Source organism: Phycobacter azelaicus (genome assembly GCF_014884385.1).
In the GTDB taxonomy this organism is placed as follows: Bacteria; Pseudomonadota; Alphaproteobacteria; order Rhodobacterales; family Rhodobacteraceae; genus Phycobacter; species Phycobacter azelaicus.
The window spans coordinates 2,837,144-2,861,320 of sequence record NZ_WKFH01000003.1 but is presented as its reverse complement, the minus strand read 5'-3'; the positions used below and the strand labels follow the sequence as shown (position 1 = coordinate 2,861,320).

At 59.5% G+C, this 24,177-nt stretch carries 20 protein-coding genes and 1 tRNA gene; 9 read left to right on the top strand and 12 right to left on the bottom strand.

Going from position 1 to position 24,177, the window contains the following annotated elements; all coding sequences use genetic code 11:
* Positions 1 to 75 precede the first annotated feature (75 nt).
* Positions 76 to 675 (bottom strand): superoxide dismutase, encoded by a 600-nt coding sequence (locus INS80_RS14850; protein ID WP_192966376.1) that lies wholly within the window; start codon positions 673 to 675, stop codon positions 76 to 78.
* 134 nt (positions 676 to 809) lie between these two features.
* Between INS80_RS14850 and INS80_RS14845 the strand changes: the two genes are divergently transcribed.
* Together INS80_RS14845 and INS80_RS14840 are read left to right on the top strand one after the other, a co-directional pair.
* Positions 810 to 1,583 (top strand): FkbM family methyltransferase, encoded by a 774-nt coding sequence (locus INS80_RS14845; RefSeq protein WP_192967297.1) that lies wholly within the window; start codon positions 810 to 812, stop codon positions 1,581 to 1,583.
* Positions 1,584 to 1,725: 142 nt separating this feature from the next.
* Positions 1,726 to 2,163, top strand: coding sequence for an ester cyclase (locus tag INS80_RS14840; protein ID WP_192966375.1), 438 nt, complete (start codon positions 1,726 to 1,728; stop codon positions 2,161 to 2,163).
* A gap of 105 nt (positions 2,164 to 2,268) precedes the next feature.
* Here INS80_RS14840 and INS80_RS14835 read toward each other — a convergent pair whose 3' ends face one another.
* From INS80_RS14835 to INS80_RS14810, 6 genes are all read right to left on the bottom strand, one after another.
* Complete coding sequence (locus INS80_RS14835) at positions 2,269 to 2,727, bottom strand: hypothetical protein (RefSeq protein ID WP_192966374.1); 459 nt, start codon at positions 2,725 to 2,727, stop codon at positions 2,269 to 2,271.
* 94 nt (positions 2,728 to 2,821) lie between these two features.
* Positions 2,822 to 3,238, bottom strand: coding sequence for a hypothetical protein (locus tag INS80_RS14830; RefSeq protein WP_192966373.1), 417 nt, complete (start codon positions 3,236 to 3,238; stop codon positions 2,822 to 2,824).
* A 135-nt stretch (positions 3,239 to 3,373) separates the two neighbouring features.
* Positions 3,374 to 3,940 (bottom strand): sarcosine oxidase subunit gamma, encoded by a 567-nt coding sequence (locus INS80_RS14825; protein ID WP_192966372.1) that lies wholly within the window; start codon positions 3,938 to 3,940, stop codon positions 3,374 to 3,376.
* Positions 3,933 to 6,962 carry a sarcosine oxidase subunit alpha family protein gene (locus INS80_RS14820; protein WP_192966371.1) on the bottom strand — a complete coding sequence of 1,010 codons (3,030 nt, stop codon included), beginning with the start codon at positions 6,960 to 6,962 and terminating at the stop codon, positions 3,933 to 3,935. The genes INS80_RS14825 and INS80_RS14820 overlap by 8 nt, the downstream gene beginning before the upstream one ends.
* A gap of 46 nt (positions 6,963 to 7,008) precedes the next feature.
* A complete protein-coding gene (locus INS80_RS14815; protein WP_192966370.1) occupies positions 7,009 to 7,338 on the bottom strand; it encodes a sarcosine oxidase subunit delta in 330 nt (109 codons plus the stop codon).
* A gap of 268 nt (positions 7,339 to 7,606) precedes the next feature.
* Positions 7,607 to 8,851: a sarcosine oxidase subunit beta family protein gene (locus INS80_RS14810; protein ID WP_192966369.1), complete on the bottom strand. Its 1,245-nt coding sequence runs from the start codon at positions 8,849 to 8,851 to the stop codon at positions 7,607 to 7,609.
* Between the two features lie 222 nt (positions 8,852 to 9,073).
* On the opposite strand from INS80_RS14810, the gene ccmI reads away from it, so the two are divergent.
* From ccmI to INS80_RS14795, 3 genes are read left to right on the top strand one after another with little or no spacing between them, the layout of a single operon-like run.
* Positions 9,074 to 10,318: a c-type cytochrome biogenesis protein CcmI gene (gene ccmI / locus INS80_RS14805; RefSeq protein ID WP_192966368.1), complete on the top strand. Its 1,245-nt coding sequence runs from the start codon at positions 9,074 to 9,076 to the stop codon at positions 10,316 to 10,318.
* Positions 10,315 to 10,788 carry a Holliday junction resolvase RuvX gene (gene ruvX, locus INS80_RS14800; protein ID WP_192966367.1) on the top strand — a complete coding sequence of 158 codons (474 nt, stop codon included), beginning with the start codon at positions 10,315 to 10,317 and terminating at the stop codon, positions 10,786 to 10,788. Before ccmI ends, ruvX begins: the two co-directional genes overlap by 4 nt.
* Positions 10,781 to 11,029: a DUF1289 domain-containing protein gene (locus INS80_RS14795; RefSeq protein ID WP_192966366.1), complete on the top strand. Its 249-nt coding sequence runs from the start codon at positions 10,781 to 10,783 to the stop codon at positions 11,027 to 11,029. The genes ruvX and INS80_RS14795 overlap by 8 nt, the downstream gene beginning before the upstream one ends.
* Before the next feature lie 29 nt (positions 11,030 to 11,058).
* Here INS80_RS14795 and dusA read toward each other — a convergent pair whose 3' ends face one another.
* Positions 11,059 to 12,069, bottom strand: coding sequence for a tRNA dihydrouridine(20/20a) synthase DusA (gene dusA / locus INS80_RS14790; protein ID WP_226892635.1), 1,011 nt, complete (start codon positions 12,067 to 12,069; stop codon positions 11,059 to 11,061).
* 422 nt (positions 12,070 to 12,491) lie between these two features.
* On the opposite strand from dusA, the gene INS80_RS14785 reads away from it, so the two are divergent.
* The 3 genes from INS80_RS14785 to INS80_RS14775 all read left to right on the top strand — a co-directional run bounded on the left by INS80_RS14785 (position 12,492) and on the right by INS80_RS14775 (position 15,666).
* Positions 12,492 to 13,724, top strand: coding sequence for an FAD-binding domain-containing protein (locus INS80_RS14785; RefSeq protein ID WP_226892634.1), 1,233 nt, complete (start codon positions 12,492 to 12,494; stop codon positions 13,722 to 13,724).
* Positions 13,725 to 13,768: 44 nt separating this feature from the next.
* Positions 13,769 to 15,094: an ABC1 kinase family protein gene (locus tag INS80_RS14780; protein WP_192966364.1), complete on the top strand. Its 1,326-nt coding sequence runs from the start codon at positions 13,769 to 13,771 to the stop codon at positions 15,092 to 15,094.
* Positions 15,095 to 15,576: 482 nt separating this feature from the next.
* Positions 15,577 to 15,666: transfer RNA gene (locus tag INS80_RS14775), tRNA-Ser, on the top strand.
* Between the two features lie 949 nt (positions 15,667 to 16,615).
* Here INS80_RS14775 and INS80_RS14770 read toward each other — a convergent pair.
* The 4 genes from INS80_RS14770 to INS80_RS14755 all read right to left on the bottom strand — a co-directional run bounded on the left by INS80_RS14770 (position 16,616) and on the right by INS80_RS14755 (position 21,709).
* Positions 16,616 to 18,109 carry a methyl-accepting chemotaxis protein gene (locus INS80_RS14770; protein ID WP_192966363.1) on the bottom strand — a complete coding sequence of 498 codons (1,494 nt, stop codon included), beginning with the start codon at positions 18,107 to 18,109 and terminating at the stop codon, positions 16,616 to 16,618.
* Positions 18,110 to 18,526: 417 nt separating this feature from the next.
* Positions 18,527 to 19,930 (bottom strand): TRAP transporter large permease, encoded by a 1,404-nt coding sequence (locus INS80_RS14765; protein ID WP_192966362.1) that lies wholly within the window; start codon positions 19,928 to 19,930, stop codon positions 18,527 to 18,529.
* 11 nt (positions 19,931 to 19,941) lie between these two features.
* Positions 19,942 to 20,613 carry a TRAP transporter small permease subunit gene (locus tag INS80_RS14760; protein WP_192966361.1) on the bottom strand — a complete coding sequence of 224 codons (672 nt, stop codon included), beginning with the start codon at positions 20,611 to 20,613 and terminating at the stop codon, positions 19,942 to 19,944.
* Between the two features lie 79 nt (positions 20,614 to 20,692).
* Complete coding sequence (locus INS80_RS14755) at positions 20,693 to 21,709, bottom strand: C4-dicarboxylate TRAP transporter substrate-binding protein (RefSeq protein WP_192966360.1); 1,017 nt, start codon at positions 21,707 to 21,709, stop codon at positions 20,693 to 20,695.
* Positions 21,710 to 22,213: 504 nt separating this feature from the next.
* Between INS80_RS14755 and acs the strand changes: the two genes are divergently transcribed.
* A complete protein-coding gene (gene acs / locus INS80_RS14750; protein WP_192966359.1) occupies positions 22,214 to 24,175 on the top strand; it encodes an acetate--CoA ligase in 1,962 nt (653 codons plus the stop codon).
* The last annotated feature ends 2 nt before the right edge of the window (positions 24,176 to 24,177 follow it).

Genomic DNA, 24,177 nt, shown 5'->3' with positions numbered 1-24,177 from the left:
AAATCGAGACAAAAAAGACCCGCGCCGGGTGTGGCGCGGGTTCGAAATGTTTCATCCCTTCAGGAATGACAGGGCTTACATGCGCGAAGCGACGTTTTCCCAGTTGACCAGGTTGTCGAGGAAGTTGGTCAGGTAGGCCGGGCGCTTGTTGCGGAAGTCGATGTAGTAGGAGTGTTCCCACACATCGCAGCCCAGAAGCGCGGTCTGGCCAAAGCACAGCGGGTTCACGCCGTTTTCAGTCTTGGTGACCTTGAGGCCGCCATCGGTGTCTTTCACCAGCCAGGCCCAGCCGGAGCCGAACTGACCTGCACCCGCAGCCGAGAACTCTTCCTTGAACTTGTCGACCGAGCCAAAGCTTTCGACCAGTGCCTTTTCCAGCTCACCCGGCATTGCGCTGTCGCCCGGACCCATCATCTCCCAGAACTGGTTGTGGTTCCACAGCTGCGAGATGTTGTTGAAGATGCCGTTCTGGGCGACGGCGGATTTGTCATAGGTGCCGACGATGATCTCTTCGAGGGTCTTGCCCTCCCACTCAGTGCCCGCGATCAGCTTGTTGCCGTTGTCGACATAGGCTTTGTGGTGCAGGTCGTGGTGGTATTCCAGGGTTTCCGCGGACATGCCCTTGGAAGCCAGCGCGTCATGTGCATAAGGAAGATCGGGAAGTTCAAAAGCCATATCGGACCCCTGTCATTTTTTGTTGCGTTCCTGTGCAGATACATGCGGCGCAGCCCCCGGCAGGTCAAGGGCCAAGACAAGAAATCCGCGCCAAATGCCTGCAAGGTCTATGTGCGCAAATGGGAGAGACCGCGATGATCGCAGAGGCTTGGATACGTGCACGGAAAGCCTTTTACCGCATGCGCGGCCATTACGCGGGCGAATTGAACGGCGTACCCTTCCGCCTGGATCCCTATCACTCCAAGTTCTGGCGCAGGGCCTCCGAAGGTTGCTGGGAGCCGGAGACATTTGCGGTGCTCGACGCGCATCTGGACAAGGAGCACGACTACCTGGACATCGGCGCCTGGATCGGCCCCACGGTTCTATATGGGGCCCACAAGGCGCGGCGGGTGATGTGTTTCGAACCCGATCCGGTTGCCTTTCGCCATCTGGCCTGGAATCTTGAGCTGAACCGCATCGACAATGTCTCGGCCTTTTCGGTGGCGATCAGCGATGGCTTCGGCCTTGCCCGCATGGCCTCTTTCGGTGGAGAGGCCGGGGACAGCATGTCGAGCCTCCTCAATGACGGAGAGCATGGCTCGGACGTGATGACGATCGGCTGGCAGGATTTTGCAGCCCAGGCCGATCTGTCGCGCGTGTCGCTGGTCAAGCTGGATATCGAAGGCGCCGAATTCGACGTGCTGCCCCAGATGATCCCCTGGCTGAAACAGCAGCGCCCCGCGCTGTACCTCTCCACCCACGCGCCGTTTCTGCCCGAAGAGACCCGCAAGGCCAGAATGGCAGAGTTGGCGGAGCTGTTGTCCTTTTATGGCGAATGCCACCCAGACAATGGCGCTGCGCGGGGCTTTGAGGCCCTCACCAGCCCCCGCGCCCTGACCCAGTTCCCGACGTTTCTATTTACCGTTTGATTTGGCCTAGAAGTGACACGCGTGACCACCCGTTTACGCGGGGAAACTGCCTCACCTTGAAACATGTTGAAACGGCGAGGAGCACGCAGCATGATGCTTCCTCAGAAGCGTTTGTTGGGGTGGTCTTGGGTAAAGGGTGAAGATGCAGAAACTGGCCTTTATGAGAGAGCTTTTTGACGAAGTCTGGGAGAATGGCAACTTTGCTTTCGCTGAAAAACGCATCAACGAAGAATTCAAAATGGAGGCTATGGGAGAAGATGTTGTCTTTCCCAGAAAGGACTTCCGTGACCTCGTGGCCGCTTTCCGCAGCCTAACCGGTCCACCGCGCATCGGTTTCCTGCATCACATGGAGAGCGGCGATTGGATCACGCTCCGTTTCCGATTGACCTCTGGTGGACCAGACGGCGCCACGCCCATAAACGTTTTAGGCATGATGATGACCCGCATTGCGGGAAACCGCATTACGGAGAATTACACTCAGTTCGAGTATGTTCAGCTCTTTGAACAATTGGGACTTTTGCCGCGTGATGCTCTAGCAGCGCTAATGTCCAGGACTCGGCTGGTTTGGGAAGCCGATTAAACTTCCCCTCTTTAAATGGCCCTGCCCCCCGAAAGGCCACTAGGTAGAGGTGCAGAGGAGGATTGCTCTGCGCATTCGCCCGCGCAATGCAGCAGCCTCCGGGGATCATTTGCAGATCAGCGTCCCCGGTCCGTCACGGTTCCCGCCAGAGGGAACCGCGGCCCGAAAGACGCCGGTTTTCTCGTCAACGTCGAATGTGACAGAATATCCCACGTAGAGGAAATCCCAGTTCGAGGTACGCAATTTCACCCGCCATTTGAAGCGCAGCATACCATCCTTCTTGCGCTTCATCTTGACGTGAAACGGTCCGTCGCCTTGATGGTAAGAATAAGGATCACTCACAACGGCTGTCATGTCGCTCTCGTTCAACGAAAAGCGAACCTCTCTGGGCGTCCAGTTGCCAGTCCGACGCGCCTTGATCTCGCAGGTGTAGGCGTAGGTGATCTTCTCCTCCGCCTTCGCGGCGAAGGGCATCGAAGCGAGCGATGTTGCCAGAATAGCGGCCGACAGGCCGACAGAGGACAAGCACCGTTTTGTGAACGGCAAGACTGTAGTGATATGCATGGTATTTCTCTTGGTATTGAACTGTGCAGGAGACGGTTTTTGATCGCGTCGTTTATGCCTCTGTGTCGCGCCTCAGCGGGATCTCCCGGATGCGCTATCCCTTTATCGGCTTGCAAGTCCCTTTACCGCGACGGTCACCATCATCTCCAAGGAGCCAGGACTGCATGTTCAGCGTGCCTTTGGCCACATCAATCCGTGTGCTGAAGGAGAACACCGCGGTCCCGTTGTTCCTTAAAGGAACGCCTTCCACGGTCCATTTCAGAAGGTATTTATCAGCGCGCAACTCTTTGAACTCGACGGCAACTGGAACCTTGGATCTCGTGTATATGAAGGGATCAAACGCCATGGCAGTCTTTGCCTCGGCATCGATGACGAAATAGGCCTTGTCCGGAATACCCCCATATCGCGGCGAATAGCTCTCAATGTCGCATTCATAGCTGATGGGCGTACTTGAAGCGGCAAGTGGCAACACGCTGAGAAACAGAATTGCCGCAGTAATTCTTTTAACCATAAGTGGTCCTTATTCCAAAAGACGCCCCCACAAGACAACTGACCAATCAACTGATGTTGAAATGTAAAACGTGCCCCGGAGGTCCGAGGCACGTTATTGCACGACTATCACAAACACAACCCACAGGAGTATGAATCAGTACACACCAACCCTTGATTGCGGATGCGCCGAGGTCTTCAACAGGTTGAAAACATAGTCTGCGACCGAGCGGAAACAGACGATGTGGAAAGTCTCCGCCTCGTCCAGCCAGAAGGCCGCAGCGACCTGGGCCATGCGGGTGCGGCGGAAATCTCCAGCCTTGAAAGCCGAGGCGTCGAAATCCACCGGGCAGACCTTGCCCAGAACCTCACGCGCGCCTGCACCGGACAGGGTGAAAATCGCACGCGCATCAGAGACGTTCACCGCCAGCGCATGTTCGCCCGACAGGGCCTCGGCCATCGCGGCGGTTTTTTCCTCCACCTCATCATAAGGCACCAGCAACAGCAGCTCATCCGGCGACATCCAGGCCACAGCGCCGGAATCCGAGGTGCTGATCCGACGGGTCTGTGGCACCTCGGCGCCGGTCGCGGCCTTCACGGCCTTCTGCAGGGTCTTGGAGGACAGATCGCCGCGCAGGGTGATCATGCCCTGAAGCCCGGCCTCTTCTATGGTGGCAAGCCCCGCATAGCGGGCGCCTGCGAGGGCACTGACCAGATCAGACATTCTGCTTCTCCCCTTCCTTGTCGTAGAAGACCGGATCGACGATCTTGGCCTTGTAAATGGTGCCATCGGTGCCGGGGAATTCGATCACCTCTCCCATGCGTTTGGGGCCATGTTTCACGAGGCCCATTGCAATGCCTTTTCCAAGGGTCGGCGAATGATAGGTCGAGGTCACGCGGCCAATTGTGTTCTTTTGCCCGTTGGCATTGACGCCGCTGCCAACCGCATAGGCGCCATCGGGCAGGACCGAGCCATCGACCGTTTCCAGGCCCACCAGCTGCCAGCGATCAGGGTCGACCATATGGCTGCGCTCTTGCGCGCGTTTGCCGATGAAATCTTCCTTCTTCTTGGAGATGGCCCAATTGAGCCCAAGATCCTGCGGGATCACGGTACCATCGGTTTCGTCCCCGATCATGATGAAGCCCTTCTCGGCGCGCATCACGTGCAGGCATTCGGTACCGTAGGGCATCACGCCGAACTCTTCACCCGCCGCCATCAGCGCATCCCAGAAAGCCTGACCCTGCGACGCGGCCACAGCGATCTCGTAAGACAGCTCACCTGAGAAGGAGATCCGGTAGGCACGGCATTTGAAGCCGCCGATTTCGCCATCCTTCCATTCCATGAAGGGCAGCGCCTCCTTGGAGACATCCATACCGCCGCCCGCCTCAGCGTTCAGCTTTTCCAGCAGCATGCGGGCCTTGGGGCCGACCACGGCGATCTGCGCCAGTTGCTCGGTCACATTGGCGACATAGACCTTCCAGTCCCACCACTCGGTCTGCAGCCACTCCTCCATATGGGCGTGGATACGATCCGCGCCGCCGGTGGTGGTATGACACAGCCAGGTGTCCTCATCGATGCGCGCAACCACGCCGTCGTCGGACAAAAAGCCGTTCTCTGAACACATCAGACCGTAGCGGCATTTGCCCACTTTCAGGGTCGACATCATGTTGGTGTACATCATGTCGAGGAAGCGCCCGGCATCCGGCCCTTTGACGATTAGCTTGCCCAGAGTGGAGGCATCCAAGAGCCCCACATTCTGGCGGGTGTTCAGGATCTCGCGGTTCACCGCCTCTTTCACGCTTTCTCCGCTGCGGACAAAGGCATAGGGGCGACGCCAATGGCCCACCGGCTCCCAGTCGGCGCCGTTGGCATCATGCCAGTCGTGCATCGGGGTCTTGCGCAGCGGCTGGAAGATCTCGCCCCGCGCCTCACCGCCGATCGCACCCATGGAGATGGGGTGGTACGGCGGGCGGAAGGTAGTCGTGCCAACCTGGGGGATCTCAGAGCCAAGGCTGTCGGCCAGAATGGCGAGGCCATTGATATTGCTGAGCTTCCCCTGATCCGTTGCCATGCCCAGCGTGGTGTAGCGCTTGGTGTGCTCAACGCTTTCAAAGCCCTCGCGCGCGGCCAGCTGAACGTCAGAGACCTTCACGTCGTTCTGGAAATCCAGCCAAGCCTTCATGCGCAGGTCGATCTCGGCGCGTGCGGGCATCAGCCAGACCGGCTGCATGGGTGCCTCGTCCTGCGCCACGCCGGTCGCGGGCTTGGCCTCGGCCTTGAACCCTGCAGCGGCGGCGGCCTTGGCGCCTGCCTCGGCGGCGTCTGTTAGAACTGCGCCCAGATCAAGCGGACCATTGGCCGAGCCGGCTGCCACGACAAATCCTTCCCCATCTGCGCCCAGCGGAGGACGCGCGGGATCTGGCCGGAAATGAGCCTGGGCCTCATCCCAGATCAGCTTGCCGCCGCAATGGGACCACAGGTGCACCACCGGCGACCAGCCGCCGGACATGGCGACCGCATCGGCCTCCACCTCTTCCTGAGCACCGCCCTGACCGTTCTGGGCGCAGATCGCAACCTTGGTGACACATTTGCCATCCTTGACCTTGGCGATGCCGCGTCCGCATTCAACGCGGATACCCAGCGCGCGCACCTCTTCCATCAGGGCGCCGCCGCCAGTGTCGCGCGTGTCGAGCACCCGCACCACCTCAAGCCCGGCAGCATGCAGCACCAGCGCGGTGCGGTAAGCATCATCGTTGTTGGTGGCAACAACCACGCGTTTGCCCGGTGTGGCACCCCAGTTTACCACATAGTCACGCATGGCCGAGGCCAGCATGACGCCCGGCACATCGTTGCCCGCAAAGGACAGGGGCCGTTCGATCGCACCTGTGGCGGTGACGATCTGTTTCGCGCGGATCCGCCACAACCGGTGGCGTGGGCCACCCTGCCCCGGTGCATGATCCGTCAGCCGCTCATATCCCAGCGCATAGCCGTGATCGTAGACGCCAGCGCCCATGCAGCGATTGCGCAGGGTCACGTTCTCCATCGCCGCGAGTTCCGCCAAAGTCTGATCAACCCAGGCCTCCGGATCGTCACCATCAATGGTGCCACCATCGACCGGTGCGCGCCCGCCCCAATGGGCGTTCTGCTCCAGCACCAGAACCTTGGCACCCGATTTCGCCGCCACCAGCGCCGCCTGAAGGCCCGCAACGCCGCCGCCAATCACCAGCACATCGCAGAAGAAATAGAAATGCTCGTAGGTGTCAGCGTCCTTCAACTCGCGGTCCGGCGCCTGACCCAGACCGGCCGATTTGCGGATGATCGGCTCGTAGATGTGTTTCCAGAAGGGACGCGGATGGATGAACATCTTGTAGTAGAACCCGGCGGGCAAAAACCGCGCAAGTTTGTTGTTCACCACGCCCACGTCGAACTCAAGGCTTGGCCAGTGGTTCTGTGACTGGGCACTGAGGCCAGAGAACAGCTCGGTCGTGGTGGCGCGCTGGTTGGGTTCAAACCGGTCGCCGGTGCCAAGACCGACCAGGGCGTTCGGCTCTTCTGCGCCCGAGGCAACCAGCCCGCGCGGGCGGTGATACTTGAACGAGCGCCCCACCAAAAGCTGATCATTGGCCAAAAGGGCCGAAGCCAGCGTATCCCCGGCATAGCCCGTCATGCGCGTGCCGTTGAAGGTGAACTCGATGGGTTTGGAGCGGTCGATCAGGCGCCCCTGATTGGCAAGACGGGTGCTCATGCTGCGGACCTTTTGCAAAAGACTGCGACAGATGGGGTTGGGCGGATCATTCGAACTCTCTCCAGCTCCAGCCGGGGCGTTTGGCGGTGATCGCCTCAAAGATCTCCTGCGGCGGAGCAGAGGTCTGCGCGGTGTAGGTGCCAAAGACCTCAAGCGTGGTGGTGCAGCGGGCCGCGTGGAACCACTTGCCGCAGCCGTTCACGTGCCGCCAGCGTTCGAAATGCACCCCCTTGGGGTTTTCCCGCATGAAAAGGTAGTCGTGGAACTCATCATCCGATGAGCCGGGACCAAAGCGTTTCAGATGCGCCTCGCCACCGGCGTGGAGTTCAGTTTCCTCGGCGTTCACACCGCAATAGGGGCATTTAAGGATCAGCATGGGCAGAGCCTCCAGCTTGTACAATCAACGCGGGCACCCACATTAAATCCATGTTTCTCTGGATTATTCTGGCCATTGCCGCAGTATTTTTGTTCTTTGCCTTTCAGCATTGGCGCCGCGATGAGCGGGACAATCCCCGGCGCCGGTTCAAGGGCCCCGCCTTGGTCAGATACGCAAAGCATGTCGCCCATCTTGTGGCGGACGCGGTTCTGGGCGGACCTTAACGCCTCAGTGGACGTGCCGAGCCTCGCGAGCGTTGCCAACTCCATCAGTGCGCCACCCCTGCTGCAACGCTTTCGTCGATGAACTTGCCTTCCTTGAAGCGCATCATGGAGAACTCTTCGGCCAACGGCGAATGGCCGGTCGCCATCAGTTCAGCCATGGCCCAGCCGGATCCGGGAATGGCCTTGAAACCGCCGGTGCCCCAGCCTGCGTTGACGAAACAGTTCTGCACCGGCGTTTTCGAGATGATGGGAGAACGGTCGCCGGTCACATCGACGATCCCGCCCCACTGGCGCAGCATCTTGAGGCGTGACACCATCGGGAAGGTCTCGATCAGGGCGCGCACGGTTTCCTCGATATGGTGGAAGGATCCGCGCTGCGTGTAGTTGTTATAGCCATCGGTGCCGCCGCCGATCACCATCTCACCCTTGTCGGACTGGCTCATGTAGCCGTGCACCGTGTTGGCCATGACGACCACATCCATGCAGGGTTTGATCGGCTCGCTCACCAGCGCCTGTAGCGCGACGCTTTCGACCGGCAGGCGGAAGCCCGCCATTTGGGACAGGTGCGAACAGTTGCCCGCAACGACCATGCCCAGCTTATCGCAGTCAATCGCGCCCTTGGTGGTGTCGACGCCAATGACGCGGCCGCCTTCGGTGCGCACGCCGGTGACCTCGCATTGCTGGATGATATCCATCCCCATGGCCGAACAGGCCCGCGCATAGCCCCAGGCCACCGCATCGTGACGGGCGGTGCCGCCGCGCTCCTGCCAGAGACCGCCCAGGACGGGATAGCGCGGACCGGCCAGATTTATGATCGGCACCAGCTCCTTGACGCGGGCAGGTTCGATCCATTCGGTTGAGACCCCTTGCAGGGCATTGGCATGGGCGGTGCGCTTATAGCCGCGCACCTCGTGTTCGGTCTGGGCCAGCATGATGACCCCGCGCGGAGAGAACATCACGTTGTAGTTCAGATCCTGGCTCATATCCTCATAGAGGGAGCGTGCCTTTTCATAGATCGCCGCCGAGGGATCCTGCAGGTAGTTCGACCGGATGATGGTGGTGTTGCGCCCGGTGTTGCCGCCACCCAGCCAGCCCTTTTCCAGCACCGCCACATTGGTGATCCCGAAATTCTTGCCAAGGTAATAAGCCGTCGCAAGGCCGTGTCCGCCGGCACCGACGATGATCACGTCATACTGGCGTTTTGGCGCCGGGTTGCGCCAGGCGCGTTCCCATCCGGTGTGATAGCGCAGGGCCTCCCGCGCGACAGCAAAGGCTGAATAGCGTTTCATGAGCGAATCCACTGGTTCGTGTCTAATCTCGGGTATGCCCGAGAGGCGCCGCCAACCCGTGCCGTTTATCGTCGCATTTGTGTATAGATGCGACATCGTCGGATTTGGGCAATCCCCCGCTTTGTCGCAGAGAACATCCACCCCTAGACAGGGTGACGCAGCAGATAGGTCTTTTTTCCAAGCCTGCGGAGATATAGATGGAGATCAAACATCGGAGTGAGCATGATTTTCTGGATCCTGACCGCCTTTATGGCCCTGGCCGTTGCCGGATTGATGGCATTGGTGCTGCTGCGCAGCCGCGACATGGGGGAGCCTCCGGCCGCCTATGACTTGCGTGTCTATCGCCAACAATTGCGCGACGTGGACAAGGATCTGGCGCGCGGCGTGATCAACGAAGCGGACGCAGGGCGTATTCGCACAGAAGTCTCGCGCCGCATTCTGGCCGCCGATACCCAATTGCAAAAGGATGGCAGCGGCGCAAGCCAGCCGAGCGGTTTGTCCAAGGGCGCGGCAATGGCGCTTGTCCTTGCGGTCGTCGGCGGCACCCTTGGTCTCTACTCCACATTGGGGGCTCCCGGCTATGGCGATCTGGCGCTCAAGACACGGATCGCAATCGCCGAAGAGCGGGCAGAAAGCCGCCCCACTCAGGCAGAAGCAGAAACGCAGATGCCAGCCTTCCCCGCCCCTGACGCAGAGGATAGCTATCGCCAGCTGGTCGAGCAACTGCGCCAGACCGCAGCCCAACGTCCAGATGATGCACAAGGTCAGGCCCTGCTGGCACAGCACGAGGCGAACCTCGGCAACTTCACCGCCGCCTATCAGGCAAAGCAGCGCTATATCGACATCATGTCGGGCGACCTCGAGGCCAGTGACTATGGGGAGCTGGCGGAATTGATGATCATGGCCACCGGTGGCTACGTCTCTCCCGAGGCAGAGGCGGCTTTGGTCCAGACTCTGAAGCTTGATCCGCAGAACGGAGCCGCGCGTTACTATTACGGCTTGATGCTTGGCCAAGTCGGGCGTCCGGACCTGTCCTATCAGATCTGGGCAGAAACCCTGCGCAACAGCGCACCAAGCGATCCCTGGGTTGACGGGATCCAGCGCCAAATCGAGGATATGGCGTTTCGCGCCGGCGTCGAATACCAGCCAATTACACCGCGTGGCGCACCTCCCTTTGCGGGCGCCCTGCCGGGGCCTGATGCTGCGGACGTGGAAAACGCCGCCGAGCTGAGCCAGGAAGAGCGTGCTGAAATGATACGCGGCATGGTTGCGCGCCTTTCTGACCGGCTCGCCACGGAAGGCGGCACGGTGCAGGAATGGGCACGTCTGATTGGAGCCCTTGGCGTTCTGGGAGACAAGGATCAGGCCCAAGCGATCTACAGCGAAGCCCTGCAGACCTTTGCCGGGGATGAGGCCGCGCTCGCACAAATCACCGCGGCTGCCACCCAGGCAGGAGTTGCGGAATGATTTGCGAAACCTTGGAAGACTTCGCCGCCGCCCTGCCCGGCTACACGGCTTTGATCGGGCTGGATCTTGGGGACAAGACCATCGGCGTTGCAGTCTCGGACCGGATCGGCGCAGTAGCCACGCCGCTTGAGACCGTGCGGCGCAAGAAATTCACCCTCGACAGCGCGCGGCTACTGGAGATCATGAGGGAGCGCGACGTGGGCGGCATCCTTCTGGGCCTGCCCCGCAACATGGACGGCACCGAAGGTCCGCGCTGTCAATCCACCCGCGCCTTCGCCCGCAACCTCGCGCGGCTCACAGATTTGCCAATCGGGTTCTGGGATGAACGACTCAGCACCGTTGCCGCTGAAAAAGCACTCCTCGAGGCGGATACGTCTCGCAAACGCCGCTCGGAGGTTATCGATCACGTTGCGGCGTCCTATATTCTCCAGGGTGCACTGGACCGCATGAGGCATCTGCAAAATGGCTGAGCAATCAAGCGACAAAATCTGGAAACGGGACGAAATCCAATCCCCGTGCATCAAGATCTGCGTAGTCCACCCAGAGGCGCGGATCTGCACTGGTTGTTATCGGTCCATCGATGAGATCACTCGCTGGTCAAAGATGTCCAATGAGGAGCGTGCCAGCGTCATGGAAGAGCTGGCGGGCCGCGAAGCCTCTCTAAAGAAGCGCCGTGGCGGGCGCGCGGCGCGACTGCAGCAGCGCAGCTAACGGGCCCCTTCGGTTCACAGTGGAATGTCTCAGGCCGCAGAGCTCCCAGCAACCGGCTCCAATGCTTGAAGCAGCAAATCGGTGCTCGCGCCAGTGCGGTTTGCACCTTCGGACAGGATCCGCCGCCAGGCCCGTGCGCCAGGACGCCCGGCAAACAGACCCAGCATATGGCGGGTGATCTGATGCAGGCGAGCACCACCTGAGAGTTGACGCTCGATGTAGGGCAGCATCTCATGCACGATCGTCACCGGATCCCGGGGCTCTCCAGAGCCAAAGATCACCGGATCGGCAGCCGAAAGGATATCCGCAGGCTGATGATAGGCCGCGCGCCCAATCATCACGCCATCAAGGCCGCCCTCCAGATGCTCCTTTGCGGCTTCAAGCGAGGCAATGCCTCCATTGATCGAGATATGAAGATCTGGAAACTCCGCCTTCATCCGGTGCACAAGGTCATAGTCCAGCGGTGGAATATCGCGGTTCTCCTTGGGCGACAGCCCCTGGAGCCAGGCCTTTCGGGCATGGATCGTCACCCTCTGGCAACCCGCCGCGCGGATCTTTTCCAAAAACACCGGCAGCACCTCTTGGGGCTCCTGATCGTCAACACCGATCCGGCATTTGACCGTGACTTCGACCTCCACGGCCTCCCGCATGGCGTTCACGCAATCGGCGACTAGATCCGGCGTTTTCATCAACACCGCTCCAAAGGCCCCCGATTGCACCCGATCACTGGGACAACCGCAGTTGAGGTTGATCTCATCATAGCCGACCTCCGCCCCGAGCCGGGCCGCCTCTGCCAGCTCGCCCGGCTCAGATCCCCCAAGCTGCAAGACCACAGGATGTTCCTCGGGGCTGTAGTCCAGCAAATGCAACGCCCCCCCGCGCACCAAGGCAGGTGCGGTCACCATTTCCGTGAAAAGAAGCGTCTCCTTGCTCAGCAGACGGTGAAAGTAACGACAATGGCGATCGGTCCAGTCCATCATGGGGGCAACGGAAAGGCGCGATGATCTCCAAAGATCTGATTTTTCAAAAGACTTACCCAAGACAGCCCCTGCTTCAGCTTTCCAATTTCCGTCAGTTACCCACTGCTCGGACATGACCCAGCTACTAGAACGCATACGTAAAGACAGCTCTGATCCCTATGTTGCACAGTTCTACAACAGGCGAAACGGTCAATGGGCACATCCTCCCGCAACTGGTCAGCACTCAAACCCCAACACGCAATGGACGAAGACGAGGACAAAGAAGGCGATAGCGGGAGATTTTCTACCTCGTCTTCACTACGCTCTCTGCCGCCCAGCCTCAAGTCCGCAGGGGTCGCTGACCGGTTTGCTTTTAGTGATTTTGTGTCCAACGGGCGGCAGGCACCCCCGGTCTGCGCAAGCCATTGCAAATGGTGGCGGCAACCCGACGGTTCTACAGCACCTGCCATTGACACGCCTTGGGCACAGAACACCTTACGGTGATGAAACAGAACGATACAGATTTCGGCCCTGCAACGCGTGCCGCAGGTTTGCTTCGCTTGCAGGCGTTTCAGCCGCGCATGGGCACCGACTACAGCGCAGGGCGCAACCATGATCGCGGGCCGGGGCGGCACAATGCCGTTTCCCGTCTGTCGCCCTATCTACGTCGCCGCCTCTTGACCGAGCGCGAGGTGATCTCGGCGGCGCTGGCCGCCCATGGGCCCGAGGCTGGTGACAAATTCATCCAAGAGGTCCTTTGGCGCGGGTACTTCAAGGGATGGCTGGAGCGGCGCCCGCAGACCTGGACCGCCTACAGCACAGGGCTGAACGCCGATCTTGCGAGCCTGCAGCAGGATCCCGCCCTGAACTCGCGCGTGATGGCCGCCGAGACCGGTAAAACCGGTATTGCCTGTTTCGACGCTTGGGTGCATGAGCTTACGCAGACGGGATACCTGCACAATCACGCGCGGATGTGGTTTGCTTCAATCTGGGTTTTCACCCTCAAACTACCGTGGCGGCTGGGCGCGGATTTCTTCTTTAGGCATCTTCTGGACGGCGATCCTGCGTCCAATACCTGTTCATGGCGCTGGGTTGCCGGGCTGCACACGCGTGGCAAACCCTACCAGGCGCGAGCCTCGAACATCGCCCAGTTCAGTGGCGGGCGGTTTGCACCGCGTGCGGACGAATTGGCGGACGACGTGGTCGGGTTGATGGAGGAGGAGCCGGACGGGTTGCCCGAGGTTCAGCCGCTGCGCTCTGTCGTCACCCCGCAGGAGGGCGTGCCGACCGCGCTGCTACTGACCGAGGAGGACTGCTCCATTGGTCCGGAGGATATTGCACCGCTCGATATCCGGGTGGCGGCACGGTGTCCGGCAAGCGGTTTACGGTCACAGCGCCCCGTGTCTGCCCGGATCTCGGCCTTCGAGGAAAAGGCGCTGGCGGATACCGCCGCAAGGGCCGGAGTTGCCGCTGAGGTGCTCCAGTTTCAAGAGCCAGAAAAACTCGCGGATTGGGCGCAATCGTCCGGCGTGCATCAGATCGTCATGCCCTATGTGCCAGTCGGACCGTTGGGTGACTGGATGGAGCGCGCCCGGCCTATCTTGCAGGCACGGGGTATTGCGGTTGCAGAAATCCTGCGCGAGTGGGATGCGCTTGTCTGGCCGCATGCAACGGCAGGTTTCTTCAAGGTCAAAAAGCGCCTGCCCGAGATCCTGCATGAAGCGGGTCTTGCATGAGCGACAGAACAGGCCCGGATGGACTTCCTATCAAGCGAGCTTCGATGACGAAGGACGATTTAACAATTTCACAGCCGATTGAGGTACCCGCCGGACGGGTCAACCGCCTTGCGCGCCTCGGCAGTATGACGGCCGGGATTGTTGGAGGTGCAGCCCTTCAGGCCATCGGCGGCATGGCGCGCGGCAGTCGGCCTGATATGCGCAGCCTGCTGATCACACCAGGCAACGTTCGGCGCGTGGCTGACGAGCTGGCCCGGATGCGTGGCGCGGCGATGAAAATCGGTCAGCTATTGTCCATGGATGCCGGAGAATTCCTTCCCCCCGAGCTGGCACAGATCCTCGCCCGATTGCGGGATCAGGCCAACATCATGCCACCCTCGCAGCTCGGCCAAGTGCTGGAACAAGGCTGGGGGCCCGGCTGGCGGCGGAACTTCAAGCGGTTCGACGTGCGCCCCATCGCGGCCGCGAGCATCGGCCAAGTGCATCGGGCCTGGACCAAGGATGGCCGGGATCTGGCGATCAAGGTGCAATATCCCGGTGTCGCCAAGAGTATCGACAGCGACGTGACAAATGTCGGCGCCTTGCTGCGCCTTTCTGGCCTGCTGCCAAAGGGGTTCGACATTGCACCTTACCTCACTGAGGCCCGCCGCCAGTTGCACGAGGAAACGGATTACGGCCGAGAGGGCGCGCAACTGCAACGCTTCTCTCAGTGGTTGGAAGGGGCGCACAGCTTTATTATTCCGCGCTTCCATTCGGATCTCAGCACGCCACAGATTCTGGCCATGTCCTTTGTCGATGGGAAACCCATCGAAACCCTGGCTGAGGCCGACGCCGCCATCCGCAATCGTGTCATGACGGACCTGATCGATCTGACACTGCGCGAGGTCTTTTCCTTTGGCGCGATGCAGAGCGACCCCAACTTTGCCAACTACCTTTACGATGCGGAAACACAGCGGATCGTTCTGCTCGACTTTGGTGCCGCGCGTGATCTTGATCCAGGGGTGACGCAGGCTTACGGCGGCCTTTTGCGAGCAGGGTTCTCTGGAGATGCGGGCGGGCTTCTGGATGCTTCCGTGGCCCTGGGCATAGTCCACCCGAGGGGTGAGGAGCGCGGGGGCGATACCCGTTTGCTTGCGCTGATGCAGAGCATTTTCGACGCTCTCAGAGCCGATCACTTTGACTTCACCGACCAGACCCTGCTCAGGACCCTGAACTCCGAAGGCTTGGCCTTGGCCCAAGGCGGGTATCACCCGCCATCCGTGCCGATGGATGCCCTCTATCTTCAACGCAAATTCGGCGGCCTCTTCCTCCTCGGCAACCGGCTGGGTGCAAATCTTCCCCTGCGCCAGATCGTGACCTCCCATCTATGAGGATGCCAAACCGGTCAAGGCTGGTGAATGGCCCAACAGGCGCGGCTGTTCCCAATCAATTTCCCTGATCATCGGCCGCAGACAGCGATACATGAGCAACGCATAGAATCGGCGGCCACAGAGGGGTAGAAGCCCCCTCTCAGGACAGCGCTATTCCAGGGTTCGTCGTGCCGTAAGCGAGACCTTCTTAGAGAAGCTCAAAGGCTGGAGACACATCGCGACACAGGACGACGACTGGCCTAAGGTGTTCGTTTCTCCAACTGGCCTTTCGGCTGTGGCCATCTGCTGGATGGGCGTCTCAACGCGCCCAAAGCCAAGCCTTTATCCAGAGTATTTGCCGGTCGGTCACAAATCTGAGACAGGGTTGAGCAACCTTGTAAACGGTGTCTCAGACAGCACCTGCCAAGACCAAAAATCATTTGATTTTTTTGCCATATAGGCTCTTGCAATTTGCCCTGCAATCCGTCACATATCCGCCCCACGGAGAGGTGGCCGAGTGGTCGAAGGCGCACGCCTGGAAAGTGTGTAGGCGGGAAACCGTCTCCAGGGTTCGAATCCCTGTCTCTCCGCCATCACCCCCATCCAAGCACATGTATTTATGCGAAAACCTTTGAGCGAGGGTTTCACGTTCCCCCTATTGTTCTCCCGCAGGAAAATCCGGTGGAGCATGGTTGCCAAGGCCGTCGGCGATCTTTGACCGACCCTCAAAGACAAAACCGACAATACTGACAAACCCAGAGCACGCGCCAGGCAATGCCAGTTTTTTTCGGTTCTGTCGCAGCGGGGTGCGAGACCGTGCAGGCTAGGCGCTTTATGAGCACAGCTGGGTTCAACTGTTCGAGGTCGAATGGCTTTCAAAACCCCATGTGCAGACCGTTCCACCTTCGTTGCGGGTGCATCCGTATATACACAGCGCGCCTTCGAAGGCGCATGGGCTGCCATCATGTGCGCCGCGCGGTCAAATTCCTGACGGGATGTATCCGATGGCTCCCAGCCATTTTCCGCAGCCCCATCCAGGTGGCTTGAAACCAGAGAGAGGCGTACGGCCACCTAGGACAGTTTCCCACTAAGGATGTCGGCTACCCCTCCGCCCCAGCTCTTGTTGGGTGCGGGAGGCGTCAAGCGCCGAACTGGCACCACCGCAGAACGCAACCAACCAAGGGCGCGGCGGCTTGCCCTCTTCCTAAAGCATCTTCAACTGATGCACTTTCCCGAAGGCACGTATTTGCTGCATGAACAGGAGTTTGTGCAGCAAAGACGGTGAGACTGCGGGTCACACGCGACAGTCCCTATCACGCCGAGTTCGCACTCTGCAGACGATTGACAAGATTTCCCGACCACAGCCAAGCCTCGTGCGGGGTCTTGACCCGGTTGCGGAGCCGGTTGTTCACTTAGACACCCGCCTAGATGCAACAGAATGCCGCGTTTTCAACGTCTAGCATAAAGCAACGTTCCGGCGCAGCCACCAGCCTGTCAACATCGCCAGAACACATCATAGACGATTGTCAAATCCCATTGTCATCAGAAGCCGACAGCGTCTTTCACCGGCTGAACAGAGGATCCTTGCGAATTCTCCAACTTTGGCAAGCGCTGGACGTTACCCGCACCAGCGGTCTTGAAGGTTCCCACCAGCTCCGAGAGCACTTGCGTATCTGTCTGCAACGACATGATTGCAGCAGCTGTCTCTTCAACCATGGCAGCGTTTTGCTGTGTCACCTGATCCAGCTGTGAAACGCCAGTGGCTATTTCCGACAGGCCGGTCGACTGCTCGCGCGCGGAGTTGACGATGTCGGCGGTCAGAGTCGAAACTTTCTCGATGTCCTTAACGATATCGGTCAGCGCAGTGCCTGCTTGATCGACCATCTCAACACCATTGTCCACATGTTGAGTGCTGGTTGACACCAGTGCCTTGATCTCCTTGGCCGAGTCTGCTGCGCGCTGCGCGAGGCCCCGCACTTCGGAGGCCACAACCGCAAAGCCGCGCCCTGCCTCGCCCGCACGGGCTGCTTCAACGCCTGCATTCAGGGCCAGGAGGTTTGTCTGGAAGGCAATATCATCGATCACACCAATGATCTGGGAAATCTGGGCCGAAGATTCAGAAATCTCACGCATCTTTGTCACTGCCTGCTCCGCGACATCATTGCCTCTGGCGGCGTTTTGACGGGTCTGCAGGACCACTTTCTCGGTTGATGACGTCGACTCGGTCGAAGACTGCACACTGTGGTTGATCTCTTCCACGGCCGCTGCAGTCTGTTCGAGGGTAGCAGCCTGCGTTTCCGTGCGACGAGACAGATCCTCGGCCGATTGGTTTACCTCGCTTGCGATCCGGTTGAGATTACCAGTCGCATCCTGAATGGTCATGATGACCTCCCCCATGGAGGACATTAGGCCGTTGAAGGATTGGCGCACCTCATCGTAGCGGGCCGGAAAGTCGCTTGCTTCTGGTCCGGGAATGGGACTGGACAGATCCCGCGCGGACATTCGGCTAATGCCGTCAGACAAATACCTGAAAGCTGTGTCCTGCTCGGCTTTCTGAGCCGCAAAATAAGCGGCGATGACCTGGTATGTATCAAAAGCAAAAGCTCGGGTCAGCACACCGAGGATCTCGCCCTGTCTGCGCTTGGCATATTTTCCAACAAGCGGGCCCGCGCGCTCCAACAGCCTTTGTTGGATGTAGGCGCTGGCGCGTGAATACCCCGACAGATACATGGCAAAGGGCAGCTGGATTTTGAAGTGCACGCTCCCGACCCGTTCAGCAGATGCCAGATAGTCATCATCGAAACTGCCCGACAACAGGCGCTGCCAGTGTTTCTTCTGCGCGCCGCGGGCATGCTCCATCACACCCTCGTCGGGGAAGAACTGTGCAATTTCCGGATCGGTCACCGCAAAGGAATAAAAATGCGCGAGGGCATCATCCAGAATTGGCATCACAAGCTCGGCGGCTCGTTTCAGCTTCTTCAAGTCATCTCCGGTCAAAGCAAACTTTGAAAGAGTCTCCTGTGTGTCACGCGCCATCGATTGTCCTCATCATGTCGAAAAACCCAAAACATCTCATCGTGATACTTTTTTACGATGAATTTGCGGTATTAGCCTCAAGATTCATTAACAATTAGACAATTGCGTTTCTCCGACCTTCATCTCAGAAGAAGGCCGTAACATTCAAACGCTCCAAGGCTTCGTTGAAACGGAATGGAATTGGCAAGTTTACTTACTTTTCCTTCGGTTGCGCCACGAAGGACTGGACCTTACTGTCCAGTACACACACATGCGAAATTTTTCATATGTCAATATTCTGAAATCAGAATGCGTGTACCAAGTGGCGAATCACGTTGCCATTTGGATGCCAAACCGTGCAGCCTATCCGGCTCCGCACAAAAAAGAGCCGCCCCACCTTTCCGGAGGGACGGCCCATTTGTCAGTCTGGTCTGCGCGCTACCCGGCAAGGGACGGCAGGAACAGCACAATCCCCGGGAACGCGACGAGCAGTGCAATCGTCACGGCATCCGCGATAAAGAAAGGCGTTACGCCTTTGAACACGTCTTGCACGGTCAGATCCTCCCGCACACCGGCCACGACAAAACAGTTGAGCCCGATCGGGGGGGTAATCAGACAGAACTCTGCCATCTTCACCACCAGGATCCCGAACCAGATCGCGCACATGGTGCCATTCATCCCAAAAGCACTGTCTGCGGCCGAAACTGTCTCTCCACCATTGAGCGCCATCACCGCAGGGTAAACCACCGGCAGCGTCAAGAGCAGCATCCCGATTGCATCCATGAACATGCCCAGCACTGCATAGGCCAGAAGGATGCAGATCAGGATCACCATCGGCGACATTTCAAGCGAGGTGATCCAGTCGGAGAAGGCGCCCGGCAGATCCGCAAAACCAAGGAAGCGCACGTAGATCAGCACGCCCCAGATGATCGAGAAAATCATCACCGACAGTTTGGCCGTCTCCAGCAGCGCCGATTTCAGCTCAGTCCATTTCATCCCCCCCTTGAGGGCGTAAAGGAAGACGATGAACGCACCGATTGCGCCGCCTTCGGTCGGGGTGCCCCAGGCTTGTTCACCAAAGGGGTTGTAGACAAAGCAGATAATGATCAGCACCACCAGAATGATCGGCAGCGCACCGGGCAGCGAGGCAAAGCGCTGCCCCCAGGTGAACCCCTTGACCGGGGGCCCTACCGTTTTGAAGACAACGGCGATCCCCACGATTAATCCACCATAGATCAGCGCAGAAAAAGCACCGGGGATAAAGCCGGCCAACAGCAGCTTACCCACGTCCTGTTCCACGATGATTGCATAGATCACCAGGATGGCCGAAGGCGGGATGAGCGAGGCCAGCGTGCCACCCGCGGCAACGACGCCCGCCGCGAATTGCTTGTTATAGCCGATGGACAGCATCTCGGGGATGGCGATGCGCGCAAAGACGGCCGAAGTTGCCACGGACGCTCCGGACACGGCCGCAAAGCCTGCGGTGGCAAAGACGGTCGAGACCGCAAGGCCGCCGGGAAGCCAGGCGATCCAGCGTTTGGCTGCCTCGAACAGCGCCTTGGTCAACCCAGCATAATAGGCAAGATAGCCGATCAGGATGAAAGTCGGAATCAACGACAGCGCCTGACTCGACACCTTGGAATGAGGTACCTGCCCTGCCGTTTTCACCGCGATAGTCAGCGCCTTGGTAAAACGGGCTGGATCATAGCCGAATTTGGCCCAGAAGATCCACACGAGCCCCACCAGCCCTGCCAGCGCCGCCGCAAATGCAACCCGCATGCCGGTGACCACAAGAACAAGAAGAAAGCCCGTAACCCACAGGCCGATTTCAATCGGTTCCATTGTTTTGCGTCCTATTCTTGTGCGTTGCGCCCCGAGGCGCCGCTGGCAGTGTCATCATCATGGCCGCTCAGAACTTCCGCCTCATGGGCGGCCTGGGCCGCGGCATCCTGGATCAGCGGTACGGCGGCCGGGTTTTCGAGGCCAAGCACAAAGGCCCGACCATAGGCCCAAACCTGTAGCACAAGGCGCAGACACAAGACGGAAAAGGCGATTGGCGCCAGCAATTTGGCCGGCCAAAGCGGGATGCCGATGTCGATTGAGCTATCCCGGCTCCACAGCGGGGCTGCGAAATCGAAAGACCGCGAGAAATGCGACCAGCTGCCCCAAACCAGAAGCAGCATCAGAGCGAGGATCAGCACAACGGAGAAAAGCTCGAACAGCCAGAGCGCCCTCCCCCGCAACGAGCCGATCAGGATATCCATGCGGATATGCCCGCCATCGCGCTGCACATAGGCAATGCCCATGAAGGCAATCAGCGGCATAGCCTGTTCGATCCAGTCCACGTAGCCCGGCAGAGGCGCATTGAAGGCAGAGCGCCCCCCAACAGACACCACCGCCATCACCATCAGGGAAAAAACTGCAAGGCCGCTGACCAGAGCCAGGACCTGTTCCAAACGCAACAGCTTCTGGTCAAGACGACTGACCAGGCTGTCATCTACGATTACCGCGGCGCTTCCCGCCATGGCCCCACCTTTCTGTTGATACTAAAGATGCAAAAACAGGCCGGGAGAGCGATCCCGGCCTGCTGATGCGGACGCGCGCTTAGTTGCCCGCGCGGGTGTTTTCCAGAGTGGTCATCACCAGGTCATAGAGTTCCTGACCGGGAATGCCCTGAGCTTCCATATCCTTGATCCACTGCTCACGGATCGGATCGGCAGCTTTCGCGCGGAATGCGGCCAGTTCTTCTTCCGAGATCATCACCTTTTCAACGCCTTTTTCGGCCAGAACGCTGTCCCATTTGGTCAGCAGCTTGCCATAGTTTTCCAGGTAATGCGCGATGGCCTCATCGACTGAGCTGTCAAGCGCTTCACGCTCAGAGTCGCTCAGCGCCTCATAGGCGTCGGTGTTGACCACGACCGGGCAGTTCACGGTGCCGGGGTTAAGGTTCGCGGTCCACCAGTCAGCCTTGTTGATGGTGCCAAAGCTGAGATGTGCGTGCTGAGCAAAGGCCACGGTGTCAACAACGCCGGACTCCATCGCGTTGTAGGCTTCGGTTGCGGGCACCGAGGTCGGCACCCCACCGACAGCCTCAAAGGCCTTGCCCAGACCGCCGGTTGCGCGAACGCGCATGCCGTCGAACTCTGCCAACTGATCACGCGGATCGCCGGTGCCGACCAGGTTATACTGCGGCATGGGCGAGGTCATCAGCAGCTTGGCGTTCCAGCGCGCCAGGTCCTTGGCCGCGGAAGGGTGCGCATAGACAGCATGGCTGACAGCGACTTCCTCTTCCAGATTCTGAACGCCAAGGAACGGCAGCTCCAGAACAGTGATGGAGGGGTTCTTGTCGCGGTGGTAGCCCGCGCAGAACTGCGCCATCTCAAATGCGCCGATGGAGATACCATCCAGGTTCTCGCGCGGCTTGGACAGCCCACCGTAGCTGACGTTCATGGTGAAGGCGCCACCGGTCTTTTCGCTGACCAGCTCGGCCAGCTTTTCAACATGCTCGGTAAAGGCGCGACGTTTGCCCCAGACCGACACGTTCCATTCGGTGGCTGCAGCCTCTCCGACGATTGCAAATCCAGCGGCAGCCGCCACAGCGGCAGTCAGAAGTTTGTTCATGATGTATCTCTCCCATTCTGCGCCCATTGATAACCTTCGAGCCTCAGCCCGAGGGGCGCTTGGCAGCCAAGCTAACCTCAAGGCGGCGCACTGCCAAGCCCTGCCCCGCTCAAATTACAGCCAGCACCTGCCGAGTCTGATTTGCATCACCTTCATATGGACATCCTGGCCTCTTGTGCACATTTTGCCGCAGGCACGCGCACCCGTTGAGGCGGAGGTACCACAGAAATCGCCGAAGATAGCCCTTGGGTTGAACGGCAGCACGACGCCTGACATTGACTCGCAAACCATTAACTCAAAATGGTTTTTCTAGATTGGCCCTGGCCATATTGACAAACCAGTCGAGCGCAGGAAATTCATTTACAAACAAATCGTTGTTTTTCTGACGCTTATTCACTTCTTTTCAACATTCCCTATTATGGCCGGTGAGGAAGGAAACGGTTTGACACCTGCGCCCTGGGGATGTCCGGTGACAAACTGAAGAATAGTCAGGGAGGACACCAGATGACCACACAGCCTGAAGGAAAAGTGTATCCGCCGTCTGAGGACGTCATAGCTCGCGCCCATGTGGACGCGACTAAGTACGAAGAGATGTACGCGGCATCAATTGCCGATCCCGAAGCCTTCTGGGGAGAACAGGGCAAGCGGATCGACTGGATCAAACCCTTCACGACGGTGAAGGACGTAAATTACAACTTTGGCGAGGTTTCGATCAACTGGTATGCGGACGGCACACTGAACGTCTCGGCCAATTGCATCGACCGTCATCTTGAGACGCGCGGCGATCAGACCGCAATCATCTGGGAACCAGATGATCCGAACGAAGCCGCCCAGCACATCACCTATAAGGATCTGCACCGCAACACCTGCCGGATGGCCAACATCCTGGAATCACTGGGTGTGCGCAAGGGCGACCGGGTTGTCATCTACCTGCCGATGATCCCAGAGGCCGCCTATGCCATGCTGGCCTGCGCCCGCATCGGCGCCATCCACTCCATCGTGTTTGCCGGCTTCAGCCCCGATGCTCTTGCGGCACGGATCAACGGCTGCGACGCAAAAGTCATCATCACAGCGGATGAAGCCCCCCGCGGCGGTCGCAAGACGCCGTTGAAATCGAATGCGGATGCAGCCCTGCTGCACTGCAAGGACACCGTGAAGTGCCTCGTCGTTAAACGCACCGGCGGTCAGACCACATGGGTCGACGGGCGCGATTACGACTATAATGAGATGGCGCTTGAGGCGGATGACTACTCCAAACCCGCCGAGATGAACGCCGAGGACCCGCTGTTCATCCTCTATACCTCCGGTTCCACCGGTCAGCCCAAGGGGGTTGTACACACCACCGGTGGCTACCTCACCTATGCGGCGATGACCCATGAGATCACCTTTGACTACCACGATGGTGATATCTACTGGTGCACCGCCGACGTGGGCTGGGTCACCGGCCACAGCTATATCGTCTACGGCCCGCTCGCCAATGGCGCCACCACGCTGATGTTCGAAGGCGTGCCCACCTACCCGGATGCCTCGCGGTTCTGGCAGGTCTGCGAAAAGCATAAAGTAAACCAGTTCTATACCGCCCCCACCGCCCTGCGCGCACTGATGGGTCAGGGTAATGAGTGGGTCGAGAAATGCGATCTGTCGAGCTTGCGCCTTCTGGGTACCGTGGGTGAGCCGATCAACCCCGAGGCCTGGAACTGGTACAACGATGTTGTCGGCAAGGGCAAATGCCCCATCGTCGACACCTGGTGGCAGACCGAAACCGGCGGCCACCTCATGACCCCCCTGCCCGGCGCTCATGCGCTAAAACCGGGCGCTGCGATGAAGCCCTTCTTTGGTGTGCAGCCCGTCGTTCTCGATCCGCAGTCCGGTGAAGAGATCGAAGGCAACGGTGTCGAGGGCGTTCTTTGCATCAAGGACAGCTGGCCCGGCCAGATGCGCACCGTCTGGGGCGATCACGAGCGGTTCGAGAAGACCTATTTCTCGGACTACAAAGGCTACTACTTCACCGGCGACGGCTGCCGCCGCGATGCAGACGGCGACTACTGGATCACCGGCCGCGTCGATGATGTGATCAACGTCTCCGGTCACCGCATGGGTACCGCCGAGGTGGAAAGCGCGCTGGTCGCCCATGCCGCCGTTGCCGAGGCCGCCGTGGTGGGCTACCCGCACGAGATCAAGGGCCAGGGCATCTACTGCTATGTCACCCTGATGAATGATCGCGAACCGTCGGACGAGCTGCTGAAGGAGCTGCGCACCTGGGTACGGACCGAAATCGGCCCGATCGCCAGCCCGGATGTGATCCAATGGGCCCCCGGCCTGCCCAAGACCCGTTCGGGCAAGATCATGCGCCGCATCCTGCGCAAGATCGCCGAGAACGACTTTGGCGCGCTTGGCGACACTTCCACCCTAGCTGATCCTTCGGTGGTGGATGATCTGATCGCAAACCGCGCGAACAAGGGGTGAGG

Bases quoted from the DNA above. Each gene is read 5' to 3' on its own strand.
- INS80_RS14850 (WP_192966376.1), bottom strand. From the start codon at position 675: ATGGCTTTTGAACTTCCCGATCTTCCTTATGCACATGACGCGCTGGCT.
- INS80_RS14845 (WP_192967297.1), top strand. From the start codon at position 810: ATGATCGCAGAGGCTTGGATACGTGCACGGAAAGCCTTTTACCGCATG.
- INS80_RS14840 (WP_192966375.1), top strand. From the start codon at position 1,726: ATGCAGAAACTGGCCTTTATGAGAGAGCTTTTTGACGAAGTCTGGGAG.
- INS80_RS14835 (WP_192966374.1), bottom strand. From the start codon at position 2,727: ATGCATATCACTACAGTCTTGCCGTTCACAAAACGGTGCTTGTCCTCT.
- INS80_RS14830 (WP_192966373.1), bottom strand. From the start codon at position 3,238: ATGGTTAAAAGAATTACTGCGGCAATTCTGTTTCTCAGCGTGTTGCCA.
- INS80_RS14825 (WP_192966372.1), bottom strand. From the start codon at position 3,940: ATGTCTGATCTGGTCAGTGCCCTCGCAGGCGCCCGCTATGCGGGGCTT.
- INS80_RS14820 (WP_192966371.1), bottom strand. From the start codon at position 6,962: ATGAGCACCCGTCTTGCCAATCAGGGGCGCCTGATCGACCGCTCCAAA.
- INS80_RS14815 (WP_192966370.1), bottom strand. From the start codon at position 7,338: ATGCTGATCCTTAAATGCCCCTATTGCGGTGTGAACGCCGAGGAAACT.
- INS80_RS14810 (WP_192966369.1), bottom strand. From the start codon at position 8,851: ATGAAACGCTATTCAGCCTTTGCTGTCGCGCGGGAGGCCCTGCGCTAT.
- ccmI (WP_192966368.1), top strand. From the start codon at position 9,074: ATGATTTTCTGGATCCTGACCGCCTTTATGGCCCTGGCCGTTGCCGGA.
- ruvX (WP_192966367.1), top strand. From the start codon at position 10,315: ATGATTTGCGAAACCTTGGAAGACTTCGCCGCCGCCCTGCCCGGCTAC.
- INS80_RS14795 (WP_192966366.1), top strand. From the start codon at position 10,781: ATGGCTGAGCAATCAAGCGACAAAATCTGGAAACGGGACGAAATCCAA.
- INS80_RS14785 (WP_226892634.1), top strand. From the start codon at position 12,492: ATGAAACAGAACGATACAGATTTCGGCCCTGCAACGCGTGCCGCAGGT.
- INS80_RS14780 (WP_192966364.1), top strand. From the start codon at position 13,769: ATGACGAAGGACGATTTAACAATTTCACAGCCGATTGAGGTACCCGCC.
- INS80_RS14770 (WP_192966363.1), bottom strand. From the start codon at position 18,109: ATGGCGCGTGACACACAGGAGACTCTTTCAAAGTTTGCTTTGACCGGA.
- INS80_RS14765 (WP_192966362.1), bottom strand. From the start codon at position 19,930: ATGGAACCGATTGAAATCGGCCTGTGGGTTACGGGCTTTCTTCTTGTT.
- INS80_RS14760 (WP_192966361.1), bottom strand. From the start codon at position 20,613: ATGGCGGGAAGCGCCGCGGTAATCGTAGATGACAGCCTGGTCAGTCGT.
- INS80_RS14755 (WP_192966360.1), bottom strand. From the start codon at position 21,709: ATGAACAAACTTCTGACTGCCGCTGTGGCGGCTGCCGCTGGATTTGCA.
- acs (WP_192966359.1), top strand. From the start codon at position 22,214: ATGACCACACAGCCTGAAGGAAAAGTGTATCCGCCGTCTGAGGACGTC.